Below are 13,950 nucleotides of genomic sequence, written 5' to 3'. Positions count from 1 at the left end.
TGAAAATTCTGGTTCAATTATACAGAGATTTTTTGTAATAAACTAATTTTTAGTGATAATTTTCGATTAAATCTGCCAGCAGCTGCACGCCAAATCCGGTGGCTGCTTTCTCTTTAGCATAGCCTACATTTCCGAAAGCTACTCCGGCTATATCGAGGTGCGCCCATTTTGGATGGTCTTCGATAAAATATTCCAGAAATTTCGCCGCTACTATACAATCTCCGATGGGTTTCATCGAGATATTTTTTATATCTGCTACATCAGACTTTATGTCATCTTTCCATACCTCCCAAAGCGGTAAGTTCCATAGTCTCTGGTTTACCTTATCGCCTGTTTTTATCAGTGTATCTTTGAGTTCGTTATTGTTTGTAAAAAGAGCTCCGCAGGTGTCGCCAAACATTCTTACAGAACTGCCCGTAAGGGTGGCAATGTCGATAAGGACATCTGTTTTATAGTTTTTGGAGAGATAAGAAAGTCCGTCTGCCAGGATCATTCTTCCTTCGGCATCGGTGTTAAGGACCTCGATCGTTTTTCCGTTGTACGCCGTGATGACATCGCTCGGAAGAAATGCATTTTCGGAAATGGCATTGTCTGTGATGGGTAAAATGGCAATGATATTAACCGGAAGCTGCATTTCTGCGGCATAAATCAAAGTTCCTACAACGGCGGTGGCGCCGCCCATATCCGACTTCATATAATGCATGTTGTCCGGATTTTTTAACGAAATTCCGCCGGTATCAAATAGCACACATTTTCCTACAAGGCCGAAGGTTTTTGCATTTTTAGCGTTGGTTTTATATTCAAGGATGGTAAAAGCGGCGTCGTAAGCGCTTCCCTGATTTACCGAAAGATAAGCGCCCAATCCCAGTTCCTCACATTTTTTTCTGTTGAAAACTGTATATTTCAGGTCATGTTTCTTGGCTAAATTTTTTAAATATAAACTAAACATATCCGGTTTTTTAAGATTTGCCGGTTTGTTCAGCCATTCCTGACATGCGATTTGTCCGTTGCTTATGGCTACTGCTTTTTGGTTAATATGATCCAGTTTCTTTTGGCTTACATTCTCAAAATGAAGCTCGAATTTTACGTTCCAGAATGCATGAGTTTTTTCAAAAGGATAGTGGTAAGAGCCGATTAAAAGACCTTTCACAAACTCCTCGAATTGCTTTTCATTGATAAAATCTCCTACGACCAGTGTCGGCAATGCCGCGATCTTTTCTTTGTAAATCTGCGAAAACTTCAGTGCGACCTGCTGGATTTCAAATAAAGCCACATCTGATTTGCCCAAACCTATGAAATAAGCAATGCCTTCTTCCTGAACGTTGACGAAAACCTCGTACTTTTTACCGCTGAAAAATGCCGGGATGTTTTTGTTGAAATTTCCGGATGTTTTGATCCATTCTTCTTCCGTGAAAAGATGGAAAATCTGAGTATAGTTTTTAATTTTTTTATTGACTAATTTCATTGTTTACTTTTTAATGCTGTTTTGCTGAGGTTGTACCTCAACCGGGTTTTGTGTATTGTTGTAAAAAAGCCATTCGATTGCCCTTGGGAATTCCTGTGACCAGTAGAATTCGTTATGGGTTCCCTCCGGATTGATGCTCGTTCTGAATTCGAAATCAAAAAGATTTTTCTTTTCCCAGCGTTTTAAATATTGTTCGAAAATATGAATTCTTTTAACCATTTTAGAACCTTCCCGGCCGCCGCCATACAGATAGATTTTCATTTTATAAGGAACCCTGAAATTCATCATCGGAAAATTATTGCCGGGCTCTACCCAGAGTGAAGGTGAAAAGATAAGCAGTTTAGAATAGACTTCAGGATACAGAAAGCCGCTGTAAATACTGATCAATGCCCCCAGAGAGCTGCCGCCGATTCCTGTGTTCTCGCGGTCTTTTTTAATCCGGTAATGTTCGTCTACAAAAGGTTTCAGGGTATCGGTGATAAAACGGATGTATTTTTTCCCTTCCGAGCCATTGGCGACATGGTCATTATCGAAAATATACTCCTTAACTCTGTCTTCGCTTCCGTGTTCTATGGCGATAATGATGACTTCTCCACGTCCATATTCGGAGAGTACGGAAAGTTTCTTGTCGATTTCCCAGTTGCCGTAATCACTGCCTTCGTTGAAAAGATTTTGTGCGTCCTGAAGATAAAGCACAGGGTAGTTCTTTTCTGAAACATAGTAATCGTATGGGAGCAATGCCCAGACCTTCCGGTGGCGTTCCAGCTGAGGAATGTAAAATTCTTCTGAAATAACTTCCACAATGGGAAAAAATTCTTTTTTAAACGGTCCCCAGTTTAGTCGCCATTTCTCTACCAGGTCGGAAGCTTTTCCTTCTGATTTCTTCACTTTTCTGTTTGGTGTAATGTTTCCGTAGGTATCGAGCTCTACATTTTCCCAGCCTCCTTTTGTGAATTTGTATTCTATGGTTTCGGGTAAAAGCGCATTGTCGATTTCTATATAATAATTCCGGTCTCCGGCTTTGGCAAGCTGATAGCGTAGATCCCGCGGGTTCCAGCTGTTGAAATTTCCTGTGATATAGATATTCCTTTCATCATTTTCCTCAGTATGGAGTTTAAATCTCATCCAAGCGTTTTTTATAATTCTGAAGGATAAATTTAGAATAAAATCTTTTTATGGCAAATTATTTTTAAAATCAAAGGAAACACTCCTGAAAAAAAGCTATATTTGATAAGAAGCAAGTAATGGTTGTGTATTTAACATAATAATTACTTCACTATTTATTAACAGTTCTTTCTGATTTTTTCAGTAGTTTCAGAGAAGTATTAAAATTTAAATCAAAACCGTGATGAATTCGGTTAAAACATACACTCTTTTTACGGATCATGATATTTATCTTTTTAAAGAAGGTAAACATTATAAGCTGTACGACAAGTTCGGGGCACATTCCGTAGAAAAAGATGGCGTGCAGGGCGTTTACTTTTCGGTATGGGCACCCAACGCCAAAAAAGTTTCGGTAATCGGTAATTTCAACAGCTGGAATCACAAAGACCATATCCTGTTCCCAAGATGGGACGGATCGGGAATCTGGGAAGGCTTCGTTGCAGGGCTTACCTGGGGAACATTATACAAATATGCGATAGAAACAGCGAGAGGGGAAGTTCTGGAAAAGAGCGACCCGTATGCACTGAGCTGGGAACAAAACATTCAGGCAGCATCACTGGTTTCTACCACCTGGTATGAATGGAATGACAAAGACTGGCTTCAGAACCGCTGGAAAAAAAACAGTCTCAAGGCTCCGGTTTCCGTTTACGAACTTCATCTTGGCTCATGGATACGAAGTGATAAGGATCCCGAAAAATTTTTAAGTTACCGTGATGTAGCTGAAAAGCTTGTTCCTTACATCAAAGAAATGGAATTCACCCATGTGGAATTCATGCCGGTTATGGAATACCCGTACGATCCAAGCTGGGGTTACCAGATTACGGGGTTTTTCGCGGCAACATCACGTTTCGGCTCGCCCCAGGACCTGATGTTTCTCATTGATGAACTCCATAAAAATGATATCGGCGTGATCCTCGACTGGGTACCTTCCCATTTTCCGGGTGATGCTAATGGGCTGCATCGGTTTGACGGATCGTATCTTTATGAACATGAAGATCCGAGGAAGGGATTCCACCCCGACTGGAAATCCTATATTTTTAATTACGGGCGAAATGAAGTAAAATCTTTTTTGATCTCCAACGCTATGTTCTGGCTGGAGCGCTACCACGCCGACGGTTTGCGGGTAGATGCGGTGACTTCCATGCTTCATCTCGATTATTCCAGGAATGAAGGCGAATGGGAGCCCAATATTTATGGGGGAAATGTAAATCTTGAAGCAAAGACATTTTTGCAGGAATTCAATTCGGCTGTTTACAAGGAGTTTGGTGATAATATCATAACAATCGCTGAGGAAAGCTCGGATTTTCCGATGCTTACAAAACCTGTGCATGACGGAGGAGTCGGTTTCGGAATGAAATGGATGATGGGGTGGATGCATGATACCCTGGATTACTTTAAAGTAGATCCCATTGAACGGAAGTTTAATCATCACAAGCTGACTTTCGCTTCAATGTATATGTATAACGAAAATTATATGATGCCACTCTCCCATGATGAAGTGGTTCATGGAAAAGCAAGTCTTATTTACAAAATGTTTGGTGACGAATGGCAGAAGTTTGCCAATCTAAGGGCTTTGTATGTATACATGTTTACGCATCCCGGCGCCAAGCTTTTATTCATGGGTGATGAATTCGGGCAAACGAGCGAATGGAACTTTAAAAAAAGCCTGGACTGGCATTTGCTGATGTATCCTGTTCACAAAGGATTGAAGGATTTGGTGAAAAAACTGAATCACCTTTACAGAACTGAAACGGCACTTTACGAAAATCAGTTCAACTATTATGGGTTTGAGTGGGTGCAGGCGGATGACGTTGAAAATTCAGTATATATTTACCTGAGAAAAGGACAGCGAAAAGATGACGTCTGTATGGTTATTTTGAACCTTACTCCACGCGTAATCGATTATAAAGTAGGGGTAAGCGCAGGAAGTCACTGGGAAGTTATTTTTAATTCCGATGACGAGCAATATGCAGGAAGCGGCGTAAGAGCCGATATTTTTGATGAACAATACGAAAATTATATGAATCATCAGAAGTCGATCAGTATCAATCTTCCGCCATTATCAGGGATTATTTTAAAAAGAAAAGACATAAAATATAAACACAACAGAATCAAACATTATAAAAGATAGAATATGATAATTTACCATCTCAGTACCGAATGTTATCCGGTGGCAAAAGTGGGAGGTCTTGCCGATGTAGTAGGCGCTTTGCCGAAGTATCAGAACAAAATTAAAGATATTGATGCGAAGGTTGTTATGCCGTGGTATAATAAATCTTTTGTCTATGATCATCAGTTTGACATAGTTTTTGATGGCTTTATACACCAGGGAGGAAATATGCTGCAGGTGCAGGTTTTAAAGGAAAAATCCAATGCTTTAGGCTTTGAATTGTACATGGTAAAAATTCCAGGGCTTCTGGATAGAGATAATCCATACGGCTATCAGGATGAGAATTTTCAGTTCATTGCTTTTCAGCACGGTGTTCTTCATTGGCTGAGTGCTATGGAAATCCGTCCCGATGTTCTGCATTGTCACGATTACCATACGGGATTGGTTCCGTTTATGATCGAATATTGTCCGGAATTTTCTTTCCTTAAAGGTGTGAAAACGGTGGGAACCATTCACAATGGTGAATACCAGGGAATGATGAGCTGGGAAATGGCCAGATATCTTCCTTCCTTCGATCCGTACAAATGGGGATTACTGGACTGGAACGGGTTGATCAATCCTCTGGCAAGCATGATTAAATGTGCCAATGCTTTTACCACCGTTTCCCAGGGATATCTTGAGGAGCTTTATGTAAGCTTCAGAGGTCTTGAAAGCCTGGTAAGAGATGAGTTCGGTAAAGCCTACGGAATTATCAACGGCATCGACACGGAAGTCTGGAATCCTGAAACCGATCCGATGCTGGATTTTAATTTTAATATTAAAAATGCCGTAGAGCAGAAAAAGAAAAATAAAGAAAAACTGTGTAAAGAATATGGCTTAAAGCCTGAGCTTCCTTTATTTGCTTTTATCGGAAGATTTGCTACGGAAAAAGGCGCAGATTTGCTTCCTGATATCGTCTGGAGAAGCATTAAACAAAGTTATGGAGCACTTAATATAATGGTTTTGGGTTCCGGAAACACGTACATTGAAAACAAACTGAAAGAATATGATTATACCTACACCAATTTCGGACTGGATGTGGGATACAAAGAATATCTTTCACATAAAATATATGCTTCGGCGGATTTTTTGCTGATGCCATCAAGGGTTGAACCCTGCGGGCTTAATCAGATGTACTCGATGAGATATGGTACGGTTCCGATTGTTCGCTATATTGGAGGCCTGAGAGATACCGTAGCGGATATTTCCACAGGTGGGGCAGGGATTAATTTTACTTATCCTGGTGTAGATGATGTTATCCATGCTATGAACAGGGCATTGATGGTCTACAATCAAAAGGAGGTAATGGAAAATCTTATTCATGCCAATATGAGTTTTGATTTTGCTTGGGAAAAGTCTGCTGAAAAATACATAGCTTTATATAAAAATTAAATAAAAAAATATTAATACGTAAAATGCAAAATATTTATGAATCGCAATGTTATATCCATTGTTTTAGGAGGCGGTAGAGGAACAAGGCTGTTCCCGCTCACATACACAAGGTCAAAACCTGCCGTACCAATCGCAGGGAAATACAGATTGGTAGATATTCCGATTTCCAATTGTTTAAATTCAGGGATGAACAAGATTCTTGTTTTAACACAGTTTAATTCAGCGTCTTTAAATTCACACATTAAAAACTCATATCACTTTGATATTTTCAGCAAAGGATTTGTGGATATTCTGGCTGCCGAACAGAATGTTGAAAACGAAAGCTGGTATCAGGGAACGGCTGATGCGGTGCGTCAGTCGATGAAACATTTGGAAAAATACGATTATGATTATATCTTAATTCTTTCAGGAGATCAGCTTTATCAGATGGATTTCAAGGAAATGCTGGATTTCCATATAGAGAAAGGCGGTGATGTGACCATTGCTACCATTCCTGTAAATGCCAAAGATGCGACAGGTTTCGGGATCTTAAGTTCTGACGATGAAGGAAATATTACCTCTTTTGTTGAAAAGCCTGGATACGACATGCTGGACGGCTTAAAGTCCGAAGTTTCGGAAGAAAATAAAAATGCCGGTAAAGAATATCTTGCCTCCATGGGGATTTATATTTTTACCAAAAGCATTCTCAAAAAGATGTTTGATGAAGGTGCGGGAGACGATTTCGGAAAAGATATTATACCAAATTCCATAGGGAAATATACCACGCTCAGTTATCAGTATGAAGGGTATTGGACGGATATCGGAACCATAGAATCGTTTTATGAAGCAAACCTTGATCTTTGTCAGGATTTCCCGCAGTTTAACCTTTTTTCATCTTCTCCGATCTATACCAGAGCGAGAATGCTTCCACCATCAAAAATAAACGGTTCTTATGTAAGCAAAGCGGTATTTGGTGACGGATGCATCATCATGGCAGATAAAATTGAAAACTCCGTGATTGGAAACAGGACAAGAATTGACAAAGGAAGTACAATCGTTAACGCGTATGTGATGGGCTCAGATTTTTACCAGGGCACTGCAGAAATTGTTGATAATGACAGTAAAGGCCGCCCTAATATGGGCATCGGAAAATATTGTTATATCGAAAAAGCAATTTTAGATAAAAACTGCCACATCGGTGATAATGTACGCATTATCGGCGGCAAACACCTTAACGATGGTGATTACGGTACGTATTCCGTTCAGGATGGTATTATCGTCGTGAAAAAAGGAGCGGTCCTGGAACATGGAACTCATATCGGATAAAACGGATGTATGGAATACGGAAATTGATTTAAAGCCGATATTTCATCCTTCAAAATAAATTATTAAACAGAGTGATCATCATATTGGTCACTTTTGTTATTTTCTATACATTTGTACGATGCGTTTTTTTAAGATTATAGCTGTATTTATCGTTTTGCTGATTGGGGCTTATGCCGCTTCAATGTACTATTTTGTGGATGAAAGCAAAGATTTTAAAATTGAAAAAGAAATTAACTATCCGGTAGAAAAGGTTTTCAATCAGTTTAATAATCTGCAGAACTTTACCCGCTGGAATAATTTCTTTACCAGCTCGAAATCCATTGATATCGATTACTATACGCCTTATGAAGGAAAAGGAAGTTCCATAAGCTATGTAGACCCTAAAAACGATACGGACGGCGAAATGTTCTTACGGTACGAAAATCCCAACAAAACACTGAGATATCAACTCTTTGAGGATAAAAATGAAAGCCCGACACTGGTTGATATTAAATTTAAAGCCATTGCTCCCGAAAAGACTCGGATTACCTGGATCGTCCATACTCCTAAATTATCCGTTTTAAGACGTGTAGAAAATTTTTGGACCGAAGACCGCTTTGCCGAGAATATCAATAAAAGTATGTTGAATCTCAACAATGTTCTGGGCAATAAAGTGGAGAAAGACAACCAGATGGCGGCCATAAAATACGACAGTTTAATGGTTGAAAATGAAGAAGAAAAACTTTTGCTGGGGATCAATGTAAGCACCTCCAACAAGAAAGATGCGCTTTATAAAAACATTGTGATGAATTATAACAAGATCTATAATTACACAACCATGGATCTGGGTAAAAAAGACGATGAATTCGGTTTTCCAGTACTGATTACCGATGCCGATAATTACAAGGATAAAGAAGTGTCTTATTTTCTTGGAATTCCGTTATCCAAGAAGTTTGGGCTTACGGATAATAACTTCAGTTTCAGGACACAAAGTCCTACGCAAAATTATATCATGTACTATAAAGGGAATTATGCGGGGAGAATAAAAGCCATTCAGCAGCTTATCCAAAAGGCTAAAAAAGATGAAATGCGTTTTGGAGATATCCGGCAGACGTTTCTGGAGCGTCCTATGGAAGATCAGGATGTGAATATGAAGCTCTCATTATCAGTATTTAAGTAAATTCAGAATAATTATTTCTTTTATAGTTTTTTTAATAGTTTCACGCTGTTCCAAGTCGGTTTTTTTTATTAAATTTGGGGTTCAATTCTATAAACAAATTTTAATAACAGATACACTGTAATAATGGACAGATTTTCATTCCTAAACGCAGCTCATTCTCAGTTAATTGAGGATTTATACCAACAGTACTTAAAATTTCCCGACTCTTTAGAACCCTCCTGGAAAGCCTTTTTTCAAGGTTTTGATTTTGCTTTGGAGAACTATGGAGAAGACGATTATATCCAATACAGCCAGGTTCCGGCAGCTTCAGCTCCCGTAGTACAGCAGGCAGCTCAGGCCGCTTCAAACGGTGAAGTTCCGGAACACATCAAAAAAGAATTTAAGGTGGTAAACCTTATCGAAGCGTATAGAACCAGAGGTCATCTGTTTACTAAAACCAATCCTGTCCGAGAAAGAAGACACTACACGCCGACTTTGGATATCGAAAATTTCGGTCTTGATAAGTCAGATTTAAATACAAAATTCAACTGTGCCGTTGAAACAGGGATGAAAGGCCCGGCTACTTTACAGGAGCTGATCACGCATCTGGAAAACATCTACTGTGATTCGATCGGAGTAGAGTATATGCACATCAACAATGTTGAAGAAAAAGATTTTATCAAGCAATGGCTTCAGGTTAATGAAAACCATCCAAGTCTTTCAGCGAATGAAAAAACTGAAATCCTTTTAAAATTAAACCAGGCGGTAGCATTTGAAAATTATCTTCATACAAAATTTGTTGGGCAGAAAAGATTTTCACTGGAAGGAGGAGAAACTTTGATTCCTGCATTGGATCAGCTGATCACCAGATCTTCGCAGTTAGGCGTTGACGAGGTTGTTTTAGGAATGGCCCACAGAGGAAGGCTGAATGTGCTTACCAATATTTTCGGAAAGTCTTACAAACAGATTTTCTCGGAATTTGAAGGAAAAGAATTCGAAGAAGATGTATTCTCAGGTGACGTTAAATATCACTTAGGATCATCAAAAAAAATAAAAACCGCTTCAGGAGAAGAAGTGGCGATCAATCTTACCCCGAACCCATCTCACCTTGAGACAGTAGCCGCTCTTGTAGAAGGGATCTGCCGTGCGAAAGTAGATGATAAATACAAAGGAGATTATTCGAAAATATTACCGATCGTTATCCATGGAGACGGTGCTATTGCAGGACAGGGTATTGCTTATGAAGTTGCTCAAATGATGACGCTGGAAGGCTACAGAACAGGCGGTACGGTTCATATTGTTGTGAACAACCAGGTTTCGTTTACCACAAATTACATGGATGCAAGATCTTCAACATACTGTACTGACATCGCAAAAGTAACTGAATCTCCTGTAATGCACGTGAATGCGGATGATGCGGAAGCAGTGGTTCATGCGATTCATTTTGCTGCTGATTTCAGGGCTAAATTCGGTAAAGACGTTTACATTGATTTGTTAGGATACAGAAAATATGGTCACAATGAAGGGGATGAGCCGAGATTTACCCAGCCTAATCTTTACAAAATCATTTCAAAACACCCGAATCCGAGAGAAATCTATAAAGACCAGTTGTTGAAAGACAGCGTAACGTCAAACGATGTTATCGCTAAAATGGAAACTGAATTTAAAGCGCTCCTGGATAAAGATTTTGATGCTTCGAAAGAGATTGAGAAAAATGTGATGGATTTGTTCATGGCAGATGACTGGACGAACTATCCTATTGCTAAAAGAGGAGCCGTACAGGAACCTGTCGATACAAAATATGACCTGGAAAAGCTGAAGGAGCTGGCTCTTAAAATGTCTACACTTCCGGCTGATAAAAAGTTCCTGAATAAAATCACGAGACTCTTCGAGAACAGAATAAAAGCCATTGAAGGAAATTCTTTAGACTGGGCTCTTGGTGAATGGCTGGCTTATGCAACACTTTTGGTTGAAGGGCACAATGTAAGAATTTCCGGTGAGGATGTGGAAAGAGGAACTTTCTCTCACCGACATGCCGTTGTAAAAACAGAAGATACCGAAGAAGAATATATCCCTTTAAGACACGTTTCGGAAAGCAGATTTGATGTATACAATTCTCACCTTTCAGAATATGGTGTTTTAGGTTTTGATTATGGTTATGCAATGGCTTCTCCGAATACTTTGACGATTTGGGAAGCGCAATTCGGGGATTTCGTAAATGGTGCACAAATTATTGTTGACCAATATTTAGCCGCAGCAGAAGAAAAATGGAAGATCCAGGACGGTCTGGTAATGCTATTGCCACACGGTTCAGAAGGGCAGGGAGCAGAGCACTCTTCAGCAAGACTGGAAAGGTTCTTAACGCTTTGTGCCAATGAAAATATGGTCGTTGCCAATATCACATCCCCGGCCAACTACTTCCATTTATTAAGAAGACAGTTGAAGTGGTCATTCAGAAAACCTCTGATTGTGATGAGTCCAAAATCATTATTGAGACATCCTAAAGTAGTTTCTCCATTGGAAGATTTTGCTACAGGAAGCTTCCAGCCTATTTTGGATGATCCGACTGCAGATCCTGAAAAAGTGGAAAAATTAGTGCTGTGTTCAGGTAAGCTGTATTTTGAATTATTAGCTAAAAAAGAAGAGTTAAATGCTGAGAATGTTGCTTTGGTAAGATTCGAACAATTGTATCCGCTACAGGCAGACGCAATTGAGGCCATCTTCAGCAAGTATGGAAACAGAAAAACTCTTGTTTGGGCTCAGGAAGAACCTGAAAATATGGGAGCTTGGTCTTATATCTTAAGAAACTTCAGGGATACTGGAATCCAGGTGGTTGCTCCGGTTCCTAGTGGTGCTCCGGCTCCGGGAAGCCACAAAATGTTTGAGAAAAATCAAAATGCAGTGATCAACCGGGTGTTTGATCGTAATGATGCCCCGGTAAAAAGACCTGTAACCGCTTAAATTTAGCTGAAAACCAGATATTAGCCTTTTGTCTTTTACTGTTTTCTTAAAGTCAAAAAAATAAAAATTAAAAAAATAAAAAATACGATATGTCAGTTTTAGAAATGAAAGTTCCTTCACCGGGCGAATCAATTACAGAAGTTGAAATTGCAACCTGGCTTGTAAAAGATGGTGATTATGTAGAAAAAGATCAACCCATCGCTGAAGTAGATTCAGACAAAGCCACTCTTGAATTGCCTGCTGAACAAAGCGGAATCATTACTTTAAAAGCAGAAGAAGGTGACGTTGTACAGGTAGGACAGGTAGTTTGCTTAATCGATATGGATGCTGCAAAACCTGCAGGAAGCGATGCTCCTGCGGCTGAAGCTCCAAAACAGGAAGAAGCTCCGAAAGCTGCTGAACCTGCAAAAGAGGAGACTCCAAAACCTGCTACCCAGCCTGCTACACCACAAACGTATGCTACCGGTGCACCATCGCCGGCAGCGAAAAAAATCCTTGATGAAAAAGGAATGGAGGCTTCACAGGTTTCAGGAAGCGGAAGAGACGGAAGAATCACTAAATCTGATGCTGAGTTGGCAGCTGTTCCTGCATTTGGAGGAAATCCTGTTACGGCTACCGGATCAAGATCAACAACGACGACAAAACTTTCAGTTCTTAGAAGAAAAATTGCTCAGAGACTGGTTTCTGTAAAGAACGAAACGGCAATGTTGACTACTTTCAATGAAGTTGACATGTCTGAAATCTTCAGACTGAGAAAACAATATAAAGAAGAATTTGCTCAGAAACACGGTGTAGGGCTTGGCTTCATGTCTTTCTTTACAAAAGCGGTGACAAGAGCATTACAGATGTATCCTGATGTCAATGCATCTATCGACGGAGATTTCAAAGTAAACTACGATTTCTGCGATATTTCGATTGCGGTTTCAGGTCCTAAAGGATTAATGGTTCCGGTATTGAGAAATGCAGAAAATATGTCTTTTGCAAGTGTTGAAGCCAATATTAAAGACCTGGCTATAAAAGTAAGAGACGGAAAAATCACTGTTGACGAAATGACAGGCGGAACTTTCACCATTACGAATGGCGGAACTTTCGGATCCATGATGTCTACGCCGATCATCAACCCTCCTCAATCTGCAATTCTGGGTATGCACAATATTATCCAGAGACCGGTTGCTGTTGACGGGCAGGTGGTGATTCGTCCGATGATGTATGTAGCCATGTCTTATGACCATAGAATTATCGACGGAAAAGAGTCTGTAGGCTTCCTGGTAGCGGTAAAAGAGGCTATTGATAATCCGGTAGGAATTCTCATGAATGGTGACGAAAGAAAAGGCTTAGGCTTATAATCCAGGAAAAAATTATAATATAAATTTTCATCTCGCCCCCAAAAGGGCGAGATTTTTGTATCTTTTTGGAAAATAACAAGATGATGTTCTCTAAAATGACCTCCAATATTAAAGTTTCAGTCATACCTGAATATGATAGCAAAAACAGTTACCCATCTGAAAACAGATACGTTTTCAAGTACAATATAACGATCGAAAATGACGGAAATTTTCCTATAAAAATTCTGAAGAGAAAATGGCTGATTTTTGATGTAGGGTTTGGCTATACGGAAATTATCGGCGACGGCGTAATCGGCCTCACACCTGAAATTTCTGTCAGCGAAAACTTTGCTTATTTCTCAAACGTTATGTTACGGTCAGGAGTAGGAAATATGAGTGGAAAGTACCTTGTAAGAAATATGGAAACTCAGGAGAATTTTGAAATTGATATTCCGAAATTCAATCTGTTATCTGAAGTTCTGAGCAATTAAGTTAGAGCTTTTTAATCTTAAGTTTCAAAAGATCTGCAATCTCATCATTAGTGGTGAGAAAAAGTTTTTCGAAAGCCAGCAAAGAAATTTTTGCACAAACTTCGGCATCATCACCGGCTCTGTGATGTTTAAAACTTAACTGATGGTATTCTGCCAAGTGTTTTAACCCGTATTTAGGTAAATAATTCCACGATTTTTTAGCAAGCTGAATGCTGCAGAGGTAATTTAATTTTGGAGTAAACATTCCATAGTGATTCAGGCAGCCACGGAGAACACCGGCATCAAAACCTGCGTTATGGGCAATCATTAAAGTCCCGTACATCATTTCCTCCACCTCATACCAGATTTCATCAAAAGTAGGAGCATCTTTTACATCTTCCGGTAAAATTCCGTGAACATCGACGTTAAAAGGATTAAAGTAAGGAAAACTCGGCGGTTTAATCAGCCAGGTCTTTGTTTCTACAATTCTGGAATCCTGCACAATACAGACTCCCAGCTCACATGCTGAATTTCGTTCATGAGTTGCTGTTTCGAAATCTATGGCACAAAAATCCATGAAT

10 protein-coding genes are annotated in these 13,950 nt (G+C 39.6%); 7 read left to right on the top strand and 3 right to left on the bottom strand.

Features of this window, described 5'->3' with window-relative positions; all coding sequences use genetic code 11:
• Positions 1-49 precede the first annotated feature (49 nt).
• Together AC0N32_RS07860 and AC0N32_RS07855 are read right to left on the bottom strand one after the other, a co-directional pair.
• Entirely contained in the window at positions 50-1,465 is a 1,416-nt protein-coding gene (locus AC0N32_RS07860) for a M17 family metallopeptidase (protein WP_476393302.1), read from the bottom strand.
• Between the two features lie 3 nt (positions 1,466-1,468).
• Positions 1,469-2,590 carry an alpha/beta hydrolase gene (locus tag AC0N32_RS07855; RefSeq protein ID WP_476393301.1) on the bottom strand — a complete coding sequence of 374 codons (1,122 nt, stop codon included), beginning with the start codon at positions 2,588-2,590 and terminating at the stop codon, positions 1,469-1,471.
• Between the two features lie 223 nt (positions 2,591-2,813).
• Between AC0N32_RS07855 and glgB the strand changes: the two genes are divergently transcribed.
• From glgB to apaG, 7 genes are all read left to right on the top strand, one after another.
• The gene (glgB, locus tag AC0N32_RS07850) at positions 2,814-4,760 is read left to right on the top strand and encodes a 1,4-alpha-glucan branching protein GlgB (RefSeq protein ID WP_476393300.1); all 1,947 of its coding nucleotides are present in this window, start codon (positions 2,814-2,816) and stop codon (positions 4,758-4,760) included.
• Positions 4,761-4,763: 3 nt separating this feature from the next.
• Positions 4,764-6,170, top strand: coding sequence for a glycogen synthase (locus tag AC0N32_RS07845; RefSeq protein WP_476393299.1), 1,407 nt, complete (start codon positions 4,764-4,766; stop codon positions 6,168-6,170).
• Positions 6,171-6,206: 36 nt separating this feature from the next.
• Entirely contained in the window at positions 6,207-7,475 is a 1,269-nt protein-coding gene (locus AC0N32_RS07840) for a glucose-1-phosphate adenylyltransferase (RefSeq protein ID WP_476393298.1), read from the top strand.
• Between the two features lie 118 nt (positions 7,476-7,593).
• Positions 7,594-8,634, top strand: a complete 1,041-nt coding sequence (locus AC0N32_RS07835) for an SRPBCC domain-containing protein (RefSeq protein WP_476393297.1) — start codon at positions 7,594-7,596, stop codon at positions 8,632-8,634.
• Between the two features lie 123 nt (positions 8,635-8,757).
• A complete protein-coding gene (locus AC0N32_RS07830; protein ID WP_476393296.1) occupies positions 8,758-11,574 on the top strand; it encodes a 2-oxoglutarate dehydrogenase E1 component in 2,817 nt (938 codons plus the stop codon).
• Positions 11,575-11,663: 89 nt separating this feature from the next.
• Positions 11,664-12,920: a 2-oxoglutarate dehydrogenase complex dihydrolipoyllysine-residue succinyltransferase gene (gene odhB / locus AC0N32_RS07825; RefSeq protein ID WP_476393295.1), complete on the top strand. Its 1,257-nt coding sequence runs from the start codon at positions 11,664-11,666 to the stop codon at positions 12,918-12,920.
• Positions 12,921-13,000: 80 nt separating this feature from the next.
• A complete protein-coding gene (gene apaG / locus AC0N32_RS07820; protein ID WP_476393294.1) occupies positions 13,001-13,390 on the top strand; it encodes a Co2+/Mg2+ efflux protein ApaG in 390 nt (129 codons plus the stop codon).
• 1 nt (position 13,391) lies between these two features.
• Here the strand turns inward: apaG and AC0N32_RS07815 are convergent, their stop codons facing one another.
• Positions 13,392-13,946 (bottom strand): 3'-5' exonuclease, encoded by a 555-nt coding sequence (locus tag AC0N32_RS07815; RefSeq protein WP_476393293.1) that lies wholly within the window; start codon positions 13,944-13,946, stop codon positions 13,392-13,394.
• Positions 13,947-13,950 lie beyond the last annotated feature (4 nt).

Source organism: Chryseobacterium endophyticum (assembly GCF_056333165.1).
The sequence above is the reverse complement of the archived record's forward strand: the minus strand, read 5'-3'. Positions and strand labels throughout refer to the sequence as shown.

Bases quoted from the DNA above. Each gene is read 5' to 3' on its own strand.
- AC0N32_RS07860 (WP_476393302.1), bottom strand. From the start codon at position 1,465: ATGAAATTAGTCAATAAAAAAATTAAAAACTATACTCAGATTTTCCAT.
- AC0N32_RS07855 (WP_476393301.1), bottom strand. From the start codon at position 2,590: ATGAGATTTAAACTCCATACTGAGGAAAATGATGAAAGGAATATCTAT.
- glgB (WP_476393300.1), top strand. From the start codon at position 2,814: ATGAATTCGGTTAAAACATACACTCTTTTTACGGATCATGATATTTAT.
- AC0N32_RS07845 (WP_476393299.1), top strand. From the start codon at position 4,764: ATGATAATTTACCATCTCAGTACCGAATGTTATCCGGTGGCAAAAGTG.
- AC0N32_RS07840 (WP_476393298.1), top strand. From the start codon at position 6,207: ATGAATCGCAATGTTATATCCATTGTTTTAGGAGGCGGTAGAGGAACA.
- AC0N32_RS07835 (WP_476393297.1), top strand. From the start codon at position 7,594: ATGCGTTTTTTTAAGATTATAGCTGTATTTATCGTTTTGCTGATTGGG.
- AC0N32_RS07830 (WP_476393296.1), top strand. From the start codon at position 8,758: ATGGACAGATTTTCATTCCTAAACGCAGCTCATTCTCAGTTAATTGAG.
- odhB (WP_476393295.1), top strand. From the start codon at position 11,664: ATGTCAGTTTTAGAAATGAAAGTTCCTTCACCGGGCGAATCAATTACA.
- apaG (WP_476393294.1), top strand. From the start codon at position 13,001: ATGATGTTCTCTAAAATGACCTCCAATATTAAAGTTTCAGTCATACCT.
- AC0N32_RS07815 (WP_476393293.1), bottom strand. From the start codon at position 13,946: ATGGATTTTTGTGCCATAGATTTCGAAACAGCAACTCATGAACGAAAT.